Here is an 18,868-nt window from a genome sequence, read left to right as displayed (position 1 = left end):
AATGCAACCATGTTTAATTCCTTTGGAGAGGAAGTCATGAAAAAACCATCCCGTATCACCTTTCAAAAATCATTGGTCTGGACAGCATTACTGGTATTAACTCTAAGCACTACGGCGTGTGGCTCTATGAGTACACGTGGCAAAAACACGGCTATTGGTGCTGGTGTGGGTGCCGTAGCTGGCGCGGTTTTAACTGGTGGTAGCTCAATCGGTACGGTAGGTGGCGCAGCTGTAGGTGGCGTCATTGGTAACCAGATTCACAAAAAATAATCTCAGCTTGTAACTAGCTGATGTGGCAAATCGCGCCAATGGTTTGCCACTGATTTAAATACCGCAATAACAAACCTTGGCACTTTTCAAAGGCAGGTGAGTCATAAGGGCAGTTTTTCACTTAAAATGCACTTATGACTTACTACCAGCCAGAACCTGCTTACACCCACGGCAGCCAACCTAAAGTGGGCATCTTATTAGCCAACCTGGGCACACCTGACGCTCCCACTTCAAAAGCTTTACGGCCCTACCTCCAGCAGTTTTTGATGGACAGGCGCGTAGTCGAAATTCCGCGCTTTATCTGGTGCTGGATTCTGCATGGCATCATTCTTGTGTTCCGTCCAAAAAAATCTGCTGAGAAATACGCCAGTATCTGGCGCAAAGACGGCTCACCTTTGATGGTATATGCCCAACAGCAAAAAAGCTTACTGCAAGCCCAGCTAGCCAGCAAAATCAATTCGCCATTTGCAGTAGAGCTAGGCATGACTTACGGCAACCCCAGCATGAAAAGCGCCATTGAATCCCTCAAAGCGCAAGGCTGTGACCGCATCCTGGTATTTCCGCTCTACCCGCAATATGCTGCCAGTAGCACGGCCGCAGCGTTGGATGCTGTCTGGCGCGTTCTGCTAAAAATGCGCAACGTGCCTGCTATCCGCACCATCAAGCATTACCATGACCATCCACTTTATATTCAGGCACTGGCGACCCATATCAAAGCTTACTGGAAACAACATGGCCAGCCAGAAAAGCTCCTCATGAGTTTTCACGGCGTACCTAAATTTCATCTGCTCAAAGGCGACCCTTACCACTGTGAATGTCACAAAACCGGACGCTTGCTGGCCGAAGCATTAGGGTTGAGTAAAGAACAATATCAGGTCGCTTTTCAATCCCGCTTTGGCCGTCAGGAATGGCTGCAACCCTACCTCGCCAACACACTGGATGCTCTGGGCAAACAACAAGTCAAACGAATAGATATCGTTTGTCCCGGCTTTAGCAGCGACTGCTTGGAAACGCTGGAAGAAATTGCCATGGAAGGCAAACATTTGTTCCAGTCTGTTGGCGGTGGGGATTATCACTATATTTCAGCGCTTAACAGCGAGGCTGTGTGGATTGAAGCCATGCGTGACATTGCGCTGGAGCATTTGCAGGGGTGGGTGAGTAGTGAGTTTCACGTAGTGAAAGCAGAGGCTGAAACAACAGCGAGCCGCCAACGAGCGTTAGAGATGGGTGCAGAAAAGTAAAAAGCGACTTTCTGTGAGTCTTTTGAGGCTTCACGGACTAAAAAAATATTGCTGCCAAACACAGCTTTGATAGCGTTATATTTAATTTTGAAAAGCCCCAAAAGATTACAACCTACGGAATAGGTTGAGTAGAACAACTCTTTGCTTTTTTAAAACCGCATCCATGAAACAAAAAAATTCATGGATGCATACTGTAACCTAGGTTTCTAAATCATTGCTATCCACGCATTTGATTAGATTTAAGTTGGCATTCCAAGATGTCGATAGACCAAAAATATATTACCTCACTTCATGACTGGGCAGTATCCAAGCCGGAAATTGCAAAGCTATGGATTTTTGGAAGCCGAGCCAAAGGAACGCAACGAGCTGACTCTGATATTGATATTGGCTTTTTGATAAACCCAATTCAAGACTCAACATCACAGAGCAAATTTAGAGAAATCACAATGAGTGAATGGATAATAGAACTATCTCAACTAGTTCCCTGGCCAATTCATCTTGAGCCTGCCATTCTAGAAACCAGAACTTATATCGAAGAATGCTCTATTCTTGTTTTTTCAAGGGAGTAATCTTATTAAAGCAGAGTTCCATCAGTGCATCTAACTGCTATATATCCTGTAAGAAAAATAGCAAAGCCCCCTAATATTTTTCATATAATGTTGACGAATGCATTTCAGTCTCAATCCACAGCTGTCTTGCTGGCACCTCTCATCTATTACACTGCCAGCCGTCTCCAATTACGCGTTATAATCGCGTTTTAACGTTTTAGTCTTTCCCCTATGATCATTATCACCGGTGGTGCAGGCATGATAGGTTCTATCATGGCCTGGCATTTGAACAACAAACTGGGTCGGCAAGACCTGGTGATTGTTGACCGTATTACGCATGAAAACCAGTGGCAAAACCTGGTACACAGGCACTATGCCGAATACCTGGATAAAGACCAGCTGTTTGAATTTCTGGAAGAGAATGATGACATTACGGCGGTAATCCACATGGGTGCGATCAGCGCAACCACCGAGCGTGACTTTAACAAACTGGTAGCGGATAACATGCATTATTCGCAAGACTTGTGGTCGTGGTGTGCTGAGTATGAGGTGCCGTTCTTTTATGCCAGCTCTGCGGCAACTTACGGCGGTGGTGAGCAAGGCTATGACGATGCGAGTATTGAAAACCTGCGCCCGTTAAATGGCTATGGTTATTCCAAACACTTTTTTGACCAGTGGGTGTTACAGCAAGTCGCACAAAAGCAAGCGACCCCACCCGCTTGGGCAGGTTTCAAGTTTTTTAACGTCTACGGGCCAAACGAGTATCACAAAGAGCGCATGGCCAGCGTGGCCTATCACACCTTTAACCAGTTTAGCGAAACCGGCACCATGCGTCTGTTTAAAGGCACCAAGCCAGGCATCGAAGATGGCATGCAATTGCGTGACTTTGTGTATGTGAAAGATGTGGCAGATGTGATGGGCTTTTTCCTTGAATCAGCCCTCAAAAACAAACCGGTGACCAGCGCGATTTACAACATTGGCACGGGCCAGGCGCGTAGCTTTAAAGACCTGGCAACCAATGTGATGACCAGCATGCAGCGTGAGCCCAACATCACTTACATTGATATGCCACAAGACCTGCAAGGCAAATATCAGTACTTTACGCAAGCGGAGATGAAGAAGCTGCGCGATGCGGGTTATAAAAAGCCGTTTACCTCGCTGGAAGAAGGCGTGAAAGACTACGTACAGAACTATTTGATGCAAGACGACCCTTACGCATAAGCATCAAACAATTGAGCGATAGATTGTGAGCGATATGAACCATATTGAATACCTCAAAGGTGAACACGCCGCCCATATGGCGATGTTCCAAGCACTGGAGCCGTTGTTTCCGCTGATTAGTGATGTTGGCAACTTGTTGCGTGACTGCATTGCGCGTGGCGGCAAGATCCTGCTCTGCGGGAATGGTGGCAGTGCGGCGGATAGCCAGCATATTGCAGCAGAAATCGTCGGGCGCTTTAAAAAAGAGCGTAGAGGCTTGCCTTCTATCGCCCTGACCACAGATACCTCTATCCTGACTTCGGTGGGTAACGACTATGGCTATGACTATATTTTTGCGCGCCAGGTGGAAGCGCTGTGCCGTCCTGAGGATGTGTTGATTGGCCTCACCACCAGCGGCAATAGTGCCAATGTGGTCCGCGCCATTGAAACAGCGAATGAAATCGGTGCTACTACCATAGGCATGACCGGTGGCACAGGCGGTAAGTTAAATACCCTTTGTAAGCACAATATTGTGGTGCCTTCCAGCGTGACAGCACGCATACAGGAGGCACATATTTTTATTGGCCATAGCTTGTGCGAGATTCTGGAGTCTTAAGCCTGATGAATCCTGCATTCAGTAAAGTTGTGCAACATTTTGGTGAAAATGGTGCGCATGCCTTGGTAATCGGTGATGTCATGCTTGATCGCTATCTGATGGGCGAGGTGAACCGTATTTCGCCAGAAGCGCCTGTGCCTGTGGTTTTGATCAAGTCTGAACAACAGCGTGTCGGTGGCGCTGCCAATGTCGCAGCCAATCTGGCGTTACTGGGCATCCCCACCAAAATGATCGGTTTGATGGGCAATGACAGCGAAGGCCAGACCTTGCTCAAAGCCATGCAAGCCAATGGCATTTCAACCGAGGCCATGCTCACTAGCCAGCAGCGCCCTACCATTGCCAAAACCCGCATTTTGGGCGGGCATCAGCAAATGTTGCGCCTGGATCAGGAAGATAGTCAGAGTTTGAGCGAGAGCGAACAAACTGAGATTCTGGATAAGATTGAGGCAGCACTGGCAACACAACCTTCCTTGGTCATTTTATCTGACTACGCAAAAGGCTTGCTCACTGAAACCGTTTGCCAGCAAGTGATTCAACGCTGCCGGGCACGGCAGATCCAGGTATTGGTTGACCCTAAAGGCCGCGATTACAGCAAATACCGTGGCGCAACCGCGCTCACGCCAAATAAAAAAGAAACAGCCGAAGCCTGTGACACCAGCCAGCAAGACCCAGCGCTGATCACTAAAGCAACCGCGCTCAAGCAAAGCTTGGCACTGGAGTTTTTAGCCGTCACCCGTGGTGAAGAGGGTATTACCCTGATTGATGAGAGCACCCACCATTTGAACGCCACCGCCAAGCAGGTGTTTGATGTCTCTGGTGCAGGAGACACCGTGATTGCCACGCTGGCTGCCGGTTTGATGCACGGGTTGTCGGCGTTAGATAGCCTATCATTGGCCAATATCGCGGCTGGCGTGGTCGTCGGTAAAGTCGGCACGGTGCCGATCACCAAAGCGGAATTACTCGATGCGCTAATGACGGCCCAAGGCAGCGAACAGGCCCACAAAATTTGTGCCCTCGAAGAACTCAAGCAAAAGGTTGACCGCTGGAAACAGCAAGGCCAGAAAATTGTGTTTACCAACGGCTGCTTTGACTTGCTGCATGCAGGCCATGTGACCTACCTTGAAGCGGCCAAAAAGCGCGGCGACAAACTGGTGCTGGGGCTCAACACGGATCGCTCTGTGTCAGCATTAAAGGGCCCCACCCGTCCCGTGGTCAATGAGAACGACCGTGCGCGCGTGCTAGCCGCCCTTGAGTCAGTAGACGCTGTCATCCTGTTCGACGAAGACACGCCCTTAAACTTGATCATGGCAATACAACCTGACGTCATCGCCAAAGGCAGTGACTACACCGCAGCACAGGTGGTCGGTGGCAAAGAGGTGGTTTCGTGGGGCGGTGAAATTGCCTTGATTGACCTGGTGGAAGGCCGTAGTACCACCAACCTGATTAAAAAAATGCATGCATGAGTAGTGCCGACAAGATTCTGGTCATCGGCCCTTCATGGGTAGGCGACATGGTCCTGGCACAAAGCTTGTTCAAGCAACTCAAGTCAGTGCAACCAGCTTGCCAGATCGACGTGGCCGCGCCTGCCTGGACCTTGCCTTTGCTGGCACGGATGCCGGAAGTCTCGCAAGCTATTGCCCTGCCCTTTAAACATGGCCAATTGGCTTTGAGAGAACGCTGGCAGTTTGGCCGGAGCTTGATGGCGCAGCACTACACGCAAGCCATCTTGCTTACCAACAGCCTGAAATCAGCGATCTTGCCCTGGGCCGCCGGGATTCCGTTACGCACAGGATTTAAAGGCGAGTTGCGCTACGGCCTGGTCAATGACATGCGTCCCCTGGATAAAAGCCAGCTCAAGCAAACAGTAGAGCGTTTTGTCGCACTGGGTTTAAAACCGCGAACAGCGCTTCCCACGGTGCTGCCGCAACCTGCATTGGTGGCAGAGGCGGCCAACGCCAAACGCTTGCAGCACGCCTTTAAACTTGATGCATTCAAACCGATTCTAGGCCTTTGTCCAGGGGCAGAGTATGGTGAGGCTAAACGTTGGCCGGCCGAATATTACGCTCAGGTTGCCAATCAAGCGTTAGAGACAGGTTGGCAAGTGCTCCTGTTCGGCTCAGAAAAAGATAAACCAGTGACGGCATCCATCCAACAGCTTACGCAACAGCGTTGTGTAGACTTGGCTGGACAAACCAGTCTTGGGGATGCCATTGACCTGATGTCGATGTGCCAACGGGTGATCAGCAACGACTCAGGCCTGATGCATGTGGCTGCCGCATTGAATAAAAAATTGGTGGCTATTTACGGCTCCTCTGATCCTAAACACACGCCACCAATGCACCCGGACGCAGTGATTGCATATTTGGGACTCACATGTAGTCCGTGTTTCAAGCGTGTCTGCCCGCTAGGACATTTGAATTGCTTGCGGCAACTCACTCCTGATCAAGTCTTGCCATCCCTCGCCTTGTCAAGCATCAAGCCTGCACCATGAAGCTGAATACTTACCTGCAAAACATAACCCAACCCCAGTGGTTAAAATTGTACCTGCTGGCGGCATTGCTGATTGTCAGCAAAATCATGTATAACCAGCACGGCTGGGTCAACAATGACTCCCTGTTATATTTTGAACAGGCCAGACTGATTGCTGCCGGACATTGGCAAGATGCGTACAGCCGGTTTTCGGGGCCACTCTACGCAAGCCTACTCGCACTGATTCATAACAGCACAGGCCTGGAAATACACAGTGCAGCCATTGGTCTGAATGTGCTGTGCTTTGTCATGTTTATCGCGGGCTTTCAACAATTGCTACTGGAGGCTGGCGCCAAACTGCGCACCCTACACTGGGGTCATGGCCTGTTATTTTCCACACAATACCTGGTTGGCAGTGTGCTGGGAATGTTACTGCGCGATGAAAGCTTTTGGGCAGCTTATACCTGGGGGCTGGTATATTGGCTGCGCAGCCTGAAAAATCAGCGCTGGAGAGACTTGCTGGCTTTCCAGGCAATGATGGTGATTGCCACTTTATTCCGCATAGAAGCCGTTGTTTACTTGCTTGCCTTACCTTTATGCCTGCTCGTCTACCCCAGCCTGACGCTTTCAGAACGGATCAAATTATGGTTGCGCGCTAACAGTCTCAGCTTATGCACAGCGTTGCTGTTGGGCATCGCGATCTTTGCTGGCAGCATAGAGGTGCAACAACTAGGACGGTTGCAAGAAATCGTCACCCAGGTCACGCGCCTGTTTGGCGAGCGTATCAGCTTTATTCAACAAAAAGCAGCGATTATCAGTAATCAGGTATTAGGTGAGGATCTAGATGAATATGGCTTGTTTAGCCTGTGGGTGGCGCTCATCCTCATTGCAATTAGCAAAACATTAAAAACGGCAGGTCTGCCTGCCTTAATCGCCCTCTGCTGGCCCAAACAAAGCTGGTGGTCAAGGTTGTCGGCACCGGCCAAACATCTTGCACTGGCAACCCTTGCGATCAGCTTTGTAGTCAGTTTGGTGATCTTGTTAAATGCATTTGTGCTTTCCAGCCGTTATGTGATTGCCAGCGGCATTGTGTTTATTTTTCTGGCGGCCTTTGCCATGGCAGACTGGCAAAGCAGATGGCCCAAAACCGCAAGTCGTATCTTTGCCGGGCTACTTGTGGCGATGCTGGCGTATTCCTTATGGGACAAAAATCCGATTGATCTTGACCGGCAAGCAGTGAACTTTATCCAAACCATTAATCCGCAGCATCAACCAGTTTTTTACGATACGGAAAATGCACGGTTTTATGCCCACCAACCATATCAACATCGACTACTTGGCCACGTATTGTTCTCTGAACTGGTAAAACAGCAGTCGATTCCACAGTATGACTACTATATGATCACCATCAGCAAGGATGAAGTAGATATTGCTTATGAAAAGCTCGCCCTACAAACCTTGCATGATGCCAATTTCAAACTGGTCAAAACCTTTTACGGTTGGCGCGGTAAATCAAAAGTCATGATTTTTAGCAAACAGGCCGTGACACCCTGATGCAATCCGTTAAAATTCATAAAAATAATTCACTACTTGTTCAGGCCTCCTCATGATTCATTCGCTGACCCAAAAATTTCCCATACTTAACCTCTGGCAACCTCCTTTCAAACATTTGCTGCGTTTAAGCATTCTTTGGGTGATTCTGGTCGCCTGTACCGCTAACGTTTGCAACAGCTTTTTTATTAAATGGGGCTTCCGCGATGACTCCCGTTATGCCTCGCTGATTGGGGTCATTGATGGGACGGCCTATCAGCCTTATGTTTACCGCTCAACGGTCCCGCGTCTGGCTGACCTGGCGGTGCAGCAGATTCCGGAAAAGAAACAGGAAAAGCTGTTTGAACGCATCATCTCGTCCGACAAACTGAAAAACCATTTCTTTCACGATGTACCTGCCGAGCAATGGACGCCTCGCGTGGCGCTGGACTACCACCTGATGTATGGCCTGACTTTGCTCAGTTTTCTGCTGACGCTGATTTACCTGCGCAAAATTTTTCTGCACTTTTCTGACAACTACTCGGCCTCTATCCTCGCCGTGGTGCTGTTTAGCCTGATCTACCCGCTGACTTTCAAGCGTGGCGGCTATTTTTATGATTTCTTTGAACTGCTTGGTATCACAGTCAGCACCTATTACTTTCTCACTGACCGCAAGTTTCTGGCGTCCATCTTGCTCATGCTCACGGCATTTAACAAAGAAACCGCCTTCGTTGCCGCATTCGGTTTTTTCTTCTTACATGCCAAAGACTACCCCATGCAAAAGCGCGTGGCTTACTTTGCGCTGCAATTCATTGCCTGCTTCCTGATCCGGCAATGGATCATCGCACCGTATACCGGGAACACGGATTCTGCGCTGCATTTTCACTTGCTTGATAACGCAAAATTCTGGCTCAATCCGGTCAATTACTTCAAATTGAGTGATTTTTATACACTGGGATTGTTCTCGCCCACGTTGCAGCACGTCTTGCTGTTTCCATGGCTGGCCTACTGGATACGCGCTGGCTGGCAACAAATGGATGACATGCTCAAACGGTATACATTGGGGATTTTTATTCCTAACCTGCTGCTGTTCCTGAACTTTACCACCAAGGATGAGTTCAGAAACTTCTCGCTGAGCATGATCGCCTTGTACATCATCCTGATTCATGGGTTTTCAAACTTCAGGCAGTGGCTGGACCAGAAGTGATTACGCACGCATGAGATTCGTAGATAAATTGCGCATGGGTTACCGGCGCTGGCAATTGGGTGACGCCTTCAAGCATCAATACAACTGCCACCCGGACTTTGACCTGATACGCGGGGAAAACAGCTGTACGGTGCTGTGGAAAAAACAGCCACTGGCCAGCATCCCCTTTGCGCACACCTTGAGTCATCAGTACCAAGGGCCCTGTTGGATCGTGGCCTCGGGCCCCTCGCTGGCCGATATTGACCTGCAAAAAGTCGCGCAATATCCTACGATCAGCCTGAATTGTGCGATCAAAAAATTTAGCGCGGCCAAGCTTCATCCAAGCTATTGCATTATCGTTGACCACCGCGTATTTGAACGCCAATGGGATTGTGTCGTTGAATCGGTGCGCTCGGGTGCCCGCTGTTTTTTTAACTTTGAAGGACTTAGTATCATTGCGGAGCGGGCGCCCGAGCTGTTTAAGCATGACAACATCTACCTGATTGAATCGGTCAGCCGAAAATATGGCGTCGCCAGGGGCAGTGCCAAGCAATACTTAGAGGCATTTACGCAATCCCAGGATATTCTGCTCGCCCCGGACTTATTGCCTTACTGCCGCTCGATTGGCTTCAGCCATGACTTACAACAAGGCGTGTTTGCCGGAAAAACAGTCGCCACCTGGGCAGTACAACTGGCCTTTGGCCTGGGTTATGAGGCGATTTATATTCTAGGCATGGATTTGGGTGGCACGGGTAAAGCCCATTTTTATGCAGATCAGCACAATCCTCACCCGGATTTTCTGCGTTATTACGAGCCGCATATCCGGGGCTGTTTTGAGCTAGCTCGCCAAGCCAGTGAAAAAACCGGGGTTAAGCTATATAATCTGTCGCTACAAAGCGCCTTGCCTGCCGAGATTATTCCAAAAATGTCGTTTGCTGAGGCTTTGCAACAAATTGCCGAGACGGCATCCACCAAGAAGTGACTGCCAATAAGTGACTTAAAGTTATGAAAATTATTATTCCGCTGCAAACTTGTTCCACGCGTATTCCGCACAAAAACATTCGTCCTTTTTACCAGGACGACTCACTGTTTGACATCAAAGCCAAACAAATCCTGACCTTTGAATCGCCTGAGAATGTCTATGTGTCGTCTGAAAGTGTGGAACTGGTCAAACCCTTGTGTGACAAGTATGGTTTTAACTTCATGGCGCGCGATGCCTCTTTGACCGGTAATAAGATTTACCAGCCCGACTTGGTCAAGGCGCTCACCGATCCATTACCGGGCGATGATGATATTATGTGGATTCAGGTCACATCCCCCTTGTTTAACCAGTTCAAGGAAGCTTTGGCCGTCTGGAAAGACGTGCGCAACGATTACGACTCGCTGGTGGCGGTCAAACCATTTAAAGGACACTTGCTGGATGCCAAAGGCAATCCGGTCAATTACGGGTTTGGCTACTGGCACAAGGTCTCACAAGACCTGCCTAAGTTATATTCGGTGTTGTGGAGCCTGTTTATTCTCAAACGCGAGACGGTCAACCGCTTTCACTACCATATCGGCGTCAATCCCTACCTGTTTGAAACCAACCATATGGTGGTTGACATTGACTACCATGAGGACTTTGAGCTGGCTGGCATGATTTACACCAAGCTGCACGGCACGATTTAATCAATATTAACCCGCGCTTTATTAGACGCCGCGCTTACATGGCGATGCCAGCGCGGCGTTTGCGTTGAAACTTGGCGTAAAGCTTAATTGCACGTTGCCGCACCGCATGATAAAACGCCGAATCCCCTCGCCATTGTTGCCGGTTCTCTCCGGCATAATGCTGCAGAAAGGTGATTAAATCCCCTCGTGACAATTGGATATCCATGGCTGAAAAATAGAGTGCTGCCAAGTCTTTCAATTGCATACGCTTCGAAGGTTGCGGCCTGATATCGGCTCTGTGGAGATCAAGCACATGCAACTGAGGCGGCATCTGCGTTAACTCTGCGGCTTTAAAACAGAAATGGCAGATATAAAAATCACGGTGGTAGAGTGGATACGCATGCATCTGGCGCGCAATCTCTGCCACCCGGCGAATCAATGCGCGCTTGACCCGTAACCTAGGCGGCGTGTGCTGCCATTGCAATGCCAAATCCTCCAGCGTCACAATCTCACCTAAATCTTCCGTGACCACAAACGAGCGCTGGCTGGCAGGGTACCTGCCTTGTATGCCATGCGCGACATAGGGCGTGGTCAGGATATTCAACTGCTGTAAAGCGGCAATCGCGGCGACCTCATTGCGTGCGCTCACTACCGGGCGCTTGAAGCTGAGCCAATTTTTGAATAACTCGGCCCAGCCCACACCAAAATGCCTTTTGATAAAAAAACTTTTGCCCGCTAGCGTGATCCGCAAGGTCTCGCGCTCGGCAACCTTGCGGAAGCTTTTGCCCGGCAACTGCATGAAAAAGTCAAAGACATCTGGCCGCTGCCGGATTTCGGCTGGCAGTGGACTGGGTTCTTTAAACTTTACGCCCTGACTCATGAGGCCTTGTCTTTGTGCAAAGCCAGAAAGCGGCTGCAATTCTGGATCGCCTGCAGTAACAACGGTTGATATTTAGCCATTAGGGTTTCTTGTGCACTGGCGGCTAGCGGTTCGTCATGCGCCCCGGTTGGCACAAAATGGTCGACACCATGATGCAAATACGGAATACGATACTTCATGTCCGTAGTTTGTACACTGATGGAATGCCAGTCACTGACCACAATAAACGGGCGTGACTGCGTAGTCAGCAAGGAGAGGCCCAATGAATAAGTGCTGCTATCCTCAGGTGCGCCCAGCGCCTGCAATAGGGTAGGTGAAATATCCAAGTGGCTGGTCATGCGCTCAATCTCCGCATGCGCATGCTGCGGCATCCACACGACCATGGGGGTATGTGTTTGCTCCTCAACAAAGCTGGAGTTATGCCCCCAGAATCCTTTTTCCAGGAACTCTTCACCATGGTCGCCAGTGATGATGACGATGGTATTGTCTAATACGCCCTGCGCACGCAACTCATCAATCACCCTTCCCATTTGCTGATCCACCCAATGGGCCGCATTGGTATAACGGTTCTTGAACTCACCGATCTTGGGCTTGAGGGACTCGCGGCTCATGCCCCAGTAATTTACATCTTTCAGATAGGGAGACGCAATGACTGCCTGGTCAGGAAAGTCATAACGCGCATGCGTAGACTCAAAGAAGAAAAAGCTCATGAATGGTCGTTGCCTATCCCGCTGACGCAAAAAGGCAATTTGCTCTGTCGCGTTTTGTTGGTCACGCCGCCAGGGCGTTAACTTCTCTTCCGCCTCGTGCAGCTTTGCAAGTGGTACGCTGGCGAATAAGGTTTTATTAAACTCAGGGTAAGAAAATAATGCGCTGGTCCGCAGGTCAAGTTGATAGTTCAGGGCCTGCACACGTTGCATCAGCAAGGGCGGCTGTTGCGCGTGCAGAAAGCTTGACCAGTAAGAGCCATACAAACCGTAAAACATGCCAAACAGGCCTTCACGCGTGCCGTTGCCGCTAGAATAATGGTTTTTAAAGTAGAGGCCTTGTTGGGCAAATTGCCAGACATTCGGCATGATCTCAGGCGTCAAACGGTCCCAACGTAAAGACTCAGCCACCAGAATCACAATATTCGGCGGCTGTTTCACTTCACTGTACCGCACAGGCGATAACGGATACTGGATTCTGGAAGTATCAACATTCAGGTGATTGCTGCTATGACGGACAGTTTGCACCCCCATTTTTTCGGCCCAGCTACGGAAAGTAATCCGTTTGTAGAAGGGATATACCGTCGCCGAATCAAGAATCGCCCCGTTATTTTTAACATCACTGATGCCATATAGAACAGCCTGCGCTACAAAGGCCAGCAGCACCATCAGGTATAAAGGGCGCGTCAGTAATACCGCGGGCCTGAATGACTGCATGCGCATACTCAACCACCAGGCGAACAGCTGGATCAGGATCACAATCAGGACAGAGATGCCTATCGCGACATAGGTCTCGTCGCTGGTGCCCAGCGAGGCCAGACCGCCTTTGGTCGTGACCAGGTTCCAGATAAAGCCATTGAAATGGAAGTTATACAGGTCATAAATCATCAAGTCTGATCTGACCAGTAAAATGCCTAGCACTGAAAAGAGGATTGCCAACAGCGCGGTATAGCGATTGATCTTGCGTGCCAGCAAGGCTTGCAACCAGGCCGGCACCAGGGTCACAATCGCGTAGGCGAAGCTGTAAAACAACCAGGCACAGACATGGAACCAAAAGGCCGCTCCGGTGCTTCCCTGGGCGCCGATGCTGAAGAAGCCCCAGCAAGCGGCCAGCATGTGTAAGGTCGTCAGGCCTAAAAACAGTTTAAGCGGTGAAATTTTTTTCATGGAGAGCTCAGGTCTTTATACAGGCGGACGGCTATTATTCGGCACAAAAAGAGGTCACCGGCGACAATTCAAGTTGATGGCACACCGTCACGCCATGTGTCTGGCAATAAGTTTGCCAGTCAGGCATATCTGTCCAGTCTGCGACAAAAATGAAATCGAGCCCGGCGCCAGTCGAAGCCTGATGGTCAAACCGGCTATCGCCGATAAACAAGGCTGGAAACTGCAGGGTACCATCGGCAATCATGCGGGCCAGATGTTCATTCTTTTTGGTGGGTCCGCCGTAGATGCCCAATTCAAATAAATGATCTAATCCTCGACGGGGGAAAATTTGCCGCAATTCTTCTTGGTCACCCCCCGACATCAGCATCCACTTGGCCTGCGCGGTCTCTTTTTTCAAATCCATCAATGCAGGTGCGACCTCGCATTGCATCAGGGTTTCATCCAGGATCTCGGTAAACGTATCCATAAAGGCCTGAAACAGTTCAGGCGTTAATGGTTGTTTGATAATTTCGGTAATGTAATAACGGATTTTGTCATTACGCGGAATGCTGCCCAGCTGGATATGGTAATCCACAAACGCCTGCGCTTGCGCATCTGTGCCTCCCATGCGTTTTGCCGTGTTGTAATAGGCATCCACTTTGGTCTGGTTGCTATTGAGCACAACACCATCACAATCGAGCACAATGGTTTTATACGAGGAGAGGTCTGGTCTTTGCGGCATGGCAGGAGATAAGCTTGGCTAATAAAAAAGGCTTGTATCACTACAAGCCTTCATTATAGACGATTTGCCTGGTGCTACACTTATTTGGCCGCTACGATCGCAGAAGCCTCTTTCGCCAACTTGGTGATATGTGCCCAGTCTTTATTGGCCACAGCATCAGCAGGTGTCAACCAGGTACCGCCACAAACGACCACGTTAGGCAACGCCAGGAACTGCGGTGCACTTTCGACGCTCACGCCACCGGTTGGGCAGAACTTCACGTCTGCAAATGGGCCGGCAAAGCCTTTGAGCAAGTTGATCCCACCCACCGCCACCGCTGGGAACAGTTTGAGGAAATAGTAATCATCGGCGTTGGCCATCATGATTTCTGAACCCGTAGACACACCAGGTAACAGTGGCAAGCCGATTTCACGGGCATATTTACCTAACTCGCTGGTGTAGCCTGGGCTGACTGCAAACTGGCAGCCGACATCCTTAGAGTTTTTCGCATCTTTCAGGTTGCGCACAGTACCAGAACCCAAAATTGCGTCAGGGACATGCTTGGCAATTTGCTCCATGGCTTGCAGGGCAACGGGGGAACGCAATGTAACCTCCAGCACCTTCACACCGCCTTCCAGCAAGGCTTCTGCCATAGGCACGGCATCTTCCACTTTGTTGATGACAATGACCGGAATCACCGGGCCATGATTAGCTAACTCTAATGTGCTCATGTTATGAATATTGACCTAAAAAATAAAAAATTGTTTTTTAATCGTTTGCTTTATGTAAATGAAGATTGCTAAGCAAGACTAGGCGCAGGAGCGCATACAGTACAAAGAGTACGGCAAGCGAACTGCAACAAAGTATTGCGACGCAATGTTCATTTACAACCAGGTGACCGCGCCTTCTTCGGCCGACAATACATTCCGGCGCATGCCGCCAAACAACTCACGGCCCAAGCCATGTGCGTTGTAATGACGTTTGGCATCGCTCAACTCTTCAACCTCGCGCTCAGCCCAGGTGTCTTCATCCACCAGCACATTCAACTGACCGACGGTGCCATTGAGACGGATGATGTCGCCGTTGCGAATTTTGGCAATCGGGCCGCCGGCACTGGCTTCTGGACTCAAGTGAATCGCTGCCGGGATCTTGCCAGAAGCGCCACTCATGCGGCCATCTGTGACGATGGCGACGCGGAAGCCTTTATTTTGCAACACAGCCAATGGCGGTGTCAGTTTGTGTAGCTCCGGCATGCCATTGGCTTTAGGGCCTTGGAAGCGCACCACAGCCACAAAGTCACGTTCCAACTCACCACGGTCAAACGCAGCCAGCAACTCCTCTTGTGCGTCAAACACAATCGCAGGGGCTTCAATAATGTGGCGGTCTTCTGGCACGGCAGAAATCTTGATCACGCTACGGCCCAGGTTACCTTTAAGCAGGCGCAAGCCGCCGGACTCATTGAATGGATGATCCGCAGTACGGACTATCGTTTCATCCCCACTCTCAGCCGGGTAATCTTTCCAGACCAGTTTATCGCCTTCTTTTTCTGGTTTTTTGCCATAGTCACGCATGCCACCACCACTCACGGTGTAGACATCCGGGTACATATAACCGCCTTCGATAAGTTCGCGAATCACAAAACCAGGACCGCCAGCGTTTTGGAATTCGTTCACGTCTGCTTTACCGTTTGGATAAACACTGGCCAGCAGTGGCGTCCCTTTAGCCAGGTAATGGAAATCTGTCCAGTCAATGATGATCCCCGCAGCACGCGCAACCGCTACCCAGTGAATCAAATGGTTGGTAGAACCCCCTGTGGCCAGCAAGGCAACCATGGCGTTGACGATCACATGCTCGTCCACCAAACGGCCGATCGGTACAAATTTTTCTTTTTTGGTATTCTGGATCACCAGCCGCACCGCTGCACGTGTCAAATCTTCACGCATGCCATCGTGCGGATGAATAAATGCAGCGCCTGGAACATGCAGGCCCATGGCTTCGAGCAACATCTGGTTACTGTTGGCCGTACCGTAGAAGGTACAGGTACCGGCACCATGGTAAGCCGCAGATTCACTGGCAAGCAATTCGTCCCGGTCACACAGGCCTTGCGCATACTTTTCGCGCACTTTGGATTTTGAAGTGTTATCAATGCCGGTGCTCATCGGGCCGGCAGGCACAAACACACAGGGCAAATGGCCAAAATGCAAGGCACCAATCAACAGGCCAGGCACAATCTTGTCACATACGCCCAGCAATAATGCCGCATCAAACACATCGTGCGATAAAGCGACTGCAGTACTCATGGCAATCGTGTCGCGGCTGAACAAGCTCAATTCCATGCCTGGTTCGCCCTGGGTAATGCCATCACACATGGCCGGTACACCGCCTGCCACTTGAACGGTGGCACCATGCTTACGTGCTTCATCACGAATAATATCGGGATAATTTACATAAGGCTGATGCGCGGACAACATTTCGTTATACGCAGTGACGATGCCGACATGGGTGGGCTTCTCAGCGTAAATCTTGAATTTGTCGTTTTGCGGCATGGCAGCAAAGGCGTGGGCCACGTTGGCACAGCCCAGACGGTCCGGGCCCTTTTCACGCTTCAGGTAATCATCAATACGCTGCAAATACGCCTTACGGGTCGGACGGCTACGCTCGATGATGCGTTCTGTTACTTCAATGTGAGATTGTTTCATTGACTATCGCTCAACTGTGTTTTAACTACCTGATGAACTATCCTGACGAACTGCTTTGAACTTGCGATTGCGTCACAGTATTTAGGTGGAGATATATGAATCCAAACAGGCTCCCTACCCCTGATTATCTCCAAACTGCCGCACTACGTCAAATTGAATTACCTGCATCCGTCATTTTTTCAGATGATTCAATGACTTAAAACAATATAAATCTTTTTTCAGCAGTGCACTGGCAGCGAGGGGAAATCGCCTTGGATTAAGCCGATTTGGTGACCAGGATATCTTCGAGCATCAGATATTCAAGGTCGCATCCATAAAACATATTCAAGGCATCAGTTGGGCTGCAGATCATGGGTTCGCCCCGGCGGTTAAGCGAAGTGTTCAGCACCACACCGTTGCCTCGCAGTTGCTCCAAATGCTCAATCAGCGCGTAGTAACGCGGGTTGGTGGCTTTGGTGACAATTTGCGCACGCGCCGTGCCATCTTCATGCACCACCTCAGGAATCCGGTTTTTCCAGGCCGGATTCACGTCAAAGGTAAACGTCATATAAGGCGCAGGATGGTCCGTCTGCAGAATATCTTCCGCCACCCGGTCCAGCATGCTGGGGCAGAACGGCCGCCAGCGTTCACGGTATTTAATCTGCGCATTGATACGGTCAGCCACCCCAGGGAAGCTCGGGTCGCCCAGGATACTGCGGCAACCCAGCGCACGCGGGCCAAATTCCATACGGCCCTGAAACCAGGCCAGTGGATTCCCTGCCGCCAATAACTCGGCCGCCTTACGCGGGCCATCTGCAACCCGGGTAAAAATAGGCTTGGCTGGATGCGCTTCACAAGCAGCGATACACTCTTCATTGGTGTAAGACGGCCCCAGGTAAGCATGCTCCATTTTATGGATAGATTCGCCTGCCAAATGGGCAGCATAGGTGGCTGCACCCAGGCTGCTGCCATTATCGCCAGACGCAGGCTGCACAAACAATTCTTTCACGTGCGGCAAGGCGATAATGCGCTGATTCAACTTCACATTAAGCGCCACCCCGCCCGCCATCACAATCTTGCCAGTTTCACGCAGAATATCACCAAGGTAATACTCAATCATCTGCAAGGCCAGGTCCTCTAACAGCTTCTGTATGCTGGCGGCGTAATGGATATACGGATCGTCAATCTCGTCGCCTTCGCGCTTGGGCCCCAGCCATTCAATCAGTTTTGGCGTGAAATAATAGCCCTTGCCATTTTCCTTGTACCGGCGCAACCCGACGACGTTGACATAGTCAGTGTTGATAACCAACTCACCGTTTTCAAACTTGGCCAGGCGGCTTAAGTCATATTTGTTCGGGTCGCCGTAAGGCGCCATGCCCATCACTTTGAACTCGCCGTCGAGCATTTCAAAACCCAGGTATTCGGTGATGGCGCCGTACAAGCCGCCCAGCGAATCCGGATCATAGAATTCTTTTATTTTGTGAATCTTGCCATTTTCGCCATAGCCAAAAAACGTGGTGGCATATTCTCCTTTGCCATCAATGCCCACAATAGCGGTTTTTTCTTTAAAGCCGCTCAGATGGTAAGCACTGGAGGCGTGGGCCAGGTGGTGTTCCACAGGGACATATTTGGCTTTATTCAAGCCCAGTTCTGCCATTAATTTAAGCGACTTGTCGCGGTTGCGGCGGAAGCGGCGGTTACCGTTAAAAATGGCATCCAGTGCACGGTCAGGTGCGTACCAGTAGCGTTTGGCATAATGCCAGCGCGCAGCCGAAGTCAGCGGAATCTCACCATAGGGAAACGCCACAATATCGACTTGCTCAGGGGTAACCCCTGCCTGCTTCAGGCAAAATTTGGCCGCTTCGTAAGGCCAGTGATTTTTGGCGTGCTTGTCGCGGATAAAGCGCTCTTCTTCGGCCGCAGCCACAATCTTGCCATCTACCAGAATGGCAGCAGAAGCATCATGCCCCAAGGCACCGGATAAACCTAACACAATCATGCAGAAACTCGCGTAACGATCAAATCGAAT

Annotated in this window: 17 protein-coding genes; 11 read left to right on the top strand and 6 right to left on the bottom strand. The window is 50.2% G+C overall.

Features of this window, described 5'->3' with window-relative positions; translation table 11 throughout:
* The first annotated feature begins 36 nt into the window (after positions 1 to 36).
* The 11 genes from ACIDF8_RS06995 (at position 37) to ACIDF8_RS06945 (ending at position 10,728) form a co-directional block, all read left to right on the top strand.
* Positions 37 to 270, top strand: coding sequence for a glycine zipper 2TM domain-containing protein (locus ACIDF8_RS06995; protein WP_412009898.1), 234 nt, complete (start codon positions 37 to 39; stop codon positions 268 to 270).
* A gap of 134 nt (positions 271 to 404) precedes the next feature.
* Positions 405 to 1,511 (top strand): ferrochelatase, encoded by a 1,107-nt coding sequence (gene hemH / locus ACIDF8_RS06990; RefSeq protein WP_412009897.1) that lies wholly within the window; start codon positions 405 to 407, stop codon positions 1,509 to 1,511.
* A 257-nt stretch (positions 1,512 to 1,768) separates the two neighbouring features.
* Positions 1,769 to 2,080 carry a nucleotidyltransferase family protein gene (locus ACIDF8_RS06985; protein WP_412009896.1) on the top strand — a complete coding sequence of 104 codons (312 nt, stop codon included), beginning with the start codon at positions 1,769 to 1,771 and terminating at the stop codon, positions 2,078 to 2,080.
* A gap of 210 nt (positions 2,081 to 2,290) precedes the next feature.
* A complete protein-coding gene (gene rfaD / locus ACIDF8_RS06980) occupies positions 2,291 to 3,280 on the top strand; it encodes an ADP-glyceromanno-heptose 6-epimerase (protein ID WP_412009895.1) in 990 nt (329 codons plus the stop codon).
* 34 nt (positions 3,281 to 3,314) lie between these two features.
* Complete coding sequence (locus tag ACIDF8_RS06975) at positions 3,315 to 3,875, top strand: SIS domain-containing protein (RefSeq protein WP_412009894.1); 561 nt, start codon at positions 3,315 to 3,317, stop codon at positions 3,873 to 3,875.
* 5 nt (positions 3,876 to 3,880) lie between these two features.
* Complete coding sequence (hldE, locus tag ACIDF8_RS06970; RefSeq protein WP_412009893.1) at positions 3,881 to 5,338, top strand: bifunctional D-glycero-beta-D-manno-heptose-7-phosphate kinase/D-glycero-beta-D-manno-heptose 1-phosphate adenylyltransferase HldE; 1,458 nt, start codon at positions 3,881 to 3,883, stop codon at positions 5,336 to 5,338.
* Positions 5,335 to 6,366 (top strand): lipopolysaccharide heptosyltransferase II, encoded by a 1,032-nt coding sequence (gene waaF, locus ACIDF8_RS06965; protein ID WP_412009892.1) that lies wholly within the window; start codon positions 5,335 to 5,337, stop codon positions 6,364 to 6,366. The genes hldE and waaF overlap by 4 nt, the downstream gene beginning before the upstream one ends.
* Entirely contained in the window at positions 6,363 to 7,898 is a 1,536-nt protein-coding gene (locus ACIDF8_RS06960) for a hypothetical protein (protein WP_412009891.1), read from the top strand. The genes waaF and ACIDF8_RS06960 overlap by 4 nt, the downstream gene beginning before the upstream one ends.
* 52 nt (positions 7,899 to 7,950) lie before the next feature.
* Entirely contained in the window at positions 7,951 to 9,081 is a 1,131-nt protein-coding gene (locus tag ACIDF8_RS06955) for a hypothetical protein (RefSeq protein WP_412009890.1), read from the top strand.
* 10 nt (positions 9,082 to 9,091) lie between these two features.
* Positions 9,092 to 10,042, top strand: a complete 951-nt coding sequence (locus ACIDF8_RS06950; RefSeq protein WP_412009889.1) for a 6-hydroxymethylpterin diphosphokinase MptE-like protein — start codon at positions 9,092 to 9,094, stop codon at positions 10,040 to 10,042.
* Positions 10,043 to 10,065: 23 nt separating this feature from the next.
* Positions 10,066 to 10,728: a CMP-N-acetylneuraminic acid synthetase gene (locus ACIDF8_RS06945; RefSeq protein ID WP_412009888.1), complete on the top strand. Its 663-nt coding sequence runs from the start codon at positions 10,066 to 10,068 to the stop codon at positions 10,726 to 10,728.
* A 34-nt stretch (positions 10,729 to 10,762) separates the two neighbouring features.
* On the opposite strand, the gene rfaP is transcribed toward ACIDF8_RS06945, so the two are convergent.
* The 6 genes from rfaP to ACIDF8_RS06915 all read right to left on the bottom strand — a co-directional run bounded on the left by rfaP (position 10,763) and on the right by ACIDF8_RS06915 (position 18,838).
* A complete protein-coding gene (rfaP, locus tag ACIDF8_RS06940; protein WP_412009887.1) occupies positions 10,763 to 11,587 on the bottom strand; it encodes a lipopolysaccharide core heptose(I) kinase RfaP in 825 nt (274 codons plus the stop codon).
* A complete protein-coding gene (locus ACIDF8_RS06935; protein WP_412009886.1) occupies positions 11,584 to 13,461 on the bottom strand; it encodes a sulfatase-like hydrolase/transferase in 1,878 nt (625 codons plus the stop codon). The genes rfaP and ACIDF8_RS06935 overlap by 4 nt, the downstream gene beginning before the upstream one ends.
* A 34-nt stretch (positions 13,462 to 13,495) precedes the next feature.
* Complete coding sequence (locus ACIDF8_RS06930; protein WP_412009885.1) at positions 13,496 to 14,182, bottom strand: HAD family hydrolase; 687 nt, start codon at positions 14,180 to 14,182, stop codon at positions 13,496 to 13,498.
* Between the two features lie 80 nt (positions 14,183 to 14,262).
* Positions 14,263 to 14,892 (bottom strand): bifunctional 4-hydroxy-2-oxoglutarate aldolase/2-dehydro-3-deoxy-phosphogluconate aldolase, encoded by a 630-nt coding sequence (gene eda / locus ACIDF8_RS06925; protein WP_412009884.1) that lies wholly within the window; start codon positions 14,890 to 14,892, stop codon positions 14,263 to 14,265.
* A gap of 153 nt (positions 14,893 to 15,045) precedes the next feature.
* Positions 15,046 to 16,860, bottom strand: coding sequence for a phosphogluconate dehydratase (edd, locus tag ACIDF8_RS06920; protein WP_412009883.1), 1,815 nt, complete (start codon positions 16,858 to 16,860; stop codon positions 15,046 to 15,048).
* A gap of 256 nt (positions 16,861 to 17,116) precedes the next feature.
* Positions 17,117 to 18,838, bottom strand: a complete 1,722-nt coding sequence (locus ACIDF8_RS06915; RefSeq protein WP_412009882.1) for a carbamoyltransferase — start codon at positions 18,836 to 18,838, stop codon at positions 17,117 to 17,119.
* Positions 18,839 to 18,868: the final 30 nt, after the last annotated feature.

This window comes from Methylophilus sp. 3sh_L (assembly GCF_046766015.1).
In the GTDB taxonomy this organism is placed as follows: Bacteria; Pseudomonadota; Gammaproteobacteria; order Burkholderiales; family Methylophilaceae; genus Methylophilus.
Note: the sequence above shows the minus strand (reverse complement) of the source record. Positions and strands in the feature narration are given on the sequence as shown.

Coding starts and splice junctions, on each gene's coding strand:
- ACIDF8_RS06995 (WP_412009898.1), top strand. CDS start 37: ATGAAAAAACCATCCCGTATCACCTTTCAAAAATCATTGGTCTGGACA.
- hemH (WP_412009897.1), top strand. CDS start 405: ATGACTTACTACCAGCCAGAACCTGCTTACACCCACGGCAGCCAACCT.
- ACIDF8_RS06985 (WP_412009896.1), top strand. CDS start 1,769: ATGTCGATAGACCAAAAATATATTACCTCACTTCATGACTGGGCAGTA.
- rfaD (WP_412009895.1), top strand. CDS start 2,291: ATGATCATTATCACCGGTGGTGCAGGCATGATAGGTTCTATCATGGCC.
- ACIDF8_RS06975 (WP_412009894.1), top strand. CDS start 3,315: ATGAACCATATTGAATACCTCAAAGGTGAACACGCCGCCCATATGGCG.
- hldE (WP_412009893.1), top strand. CDS start 3,881: ATGAATCCTGCATTCAGTAAAGTTGTGCAACATTTTGGTGAAAATGGT.
- waaF (WP_412009892.1), top strand. CDS start 5,335: ATGAGTAGTGCCGACAAGATTCTGGTCATCGGCCCTTCATGGGTAGGC.
- ACIDF8_RS06960 (WP_412009891.1), top strand. CDS start 6,363: ATGAAGCTGAATACTTACCTGCAAAACATAACCCAACCCCAGTGGTTA.
- ACIDF8_RS06955 (WP_412009890.1), top strand. CDS start 7,951: ATGATTCATTCGCTGACCCAAAAATTTCCCATACTTAACCTCTGGCAA.
- ACIDF8_RS06950 (WP_412009889.1), top strand. CDS start 9,092: ATGAGATTCGTAGATAAATTGCGCATGGGTTACCGGCGCTGGCAATTG.
- ACIDF8_RS06945 (WP_412009888.1), top strand. CDS start 10,066: ATGAAAATTATTATTCCGCTGCAAACTTGTTCCACGCGTATTCCGCAC.
- rfaP (WP_412009887.1), bottom strand. CDS start 11,587: ATGAGTCAGGGCGTAAAGTTTAAAGAACCCAGTCCACTGCCAGCCGAA.
- ACIDF8_RS06935 (WP_412009886.1), bottom strand. CDS start 13,461: ATGAAAAAAATTTCACCGCTTAAACTGTTTTTAGGCCTGACGACCTTA.
- ACIDF8_RS06930 (WP_412009885.1), bottom strand. CDS start 14,182: ATGCCGCAAAGACCAGACCTCTCCTCGTATAAAACCATTGTGCTCGAT.
- eda (WP_412009884.1), bottom strand. CDS start 14,892: ATGAGCACATTAGAGTTAGCTAATCATGGCCCGGTGATTCCGGTCATT.
- edd (WP_412009883.1), bottom strand. CDS start 16,860: ATGAAACAATCTCACATTGAAGTAACAGAACGCATCATCGAGCGTAGC.
- ACIDF8_RS06915 (WP_412009882.1), bottom strand. CDS start 18,838: ATGATTGTGTTAGGTTTATCCGGTGCCTTGGGGCATGATGCTTCTGCT.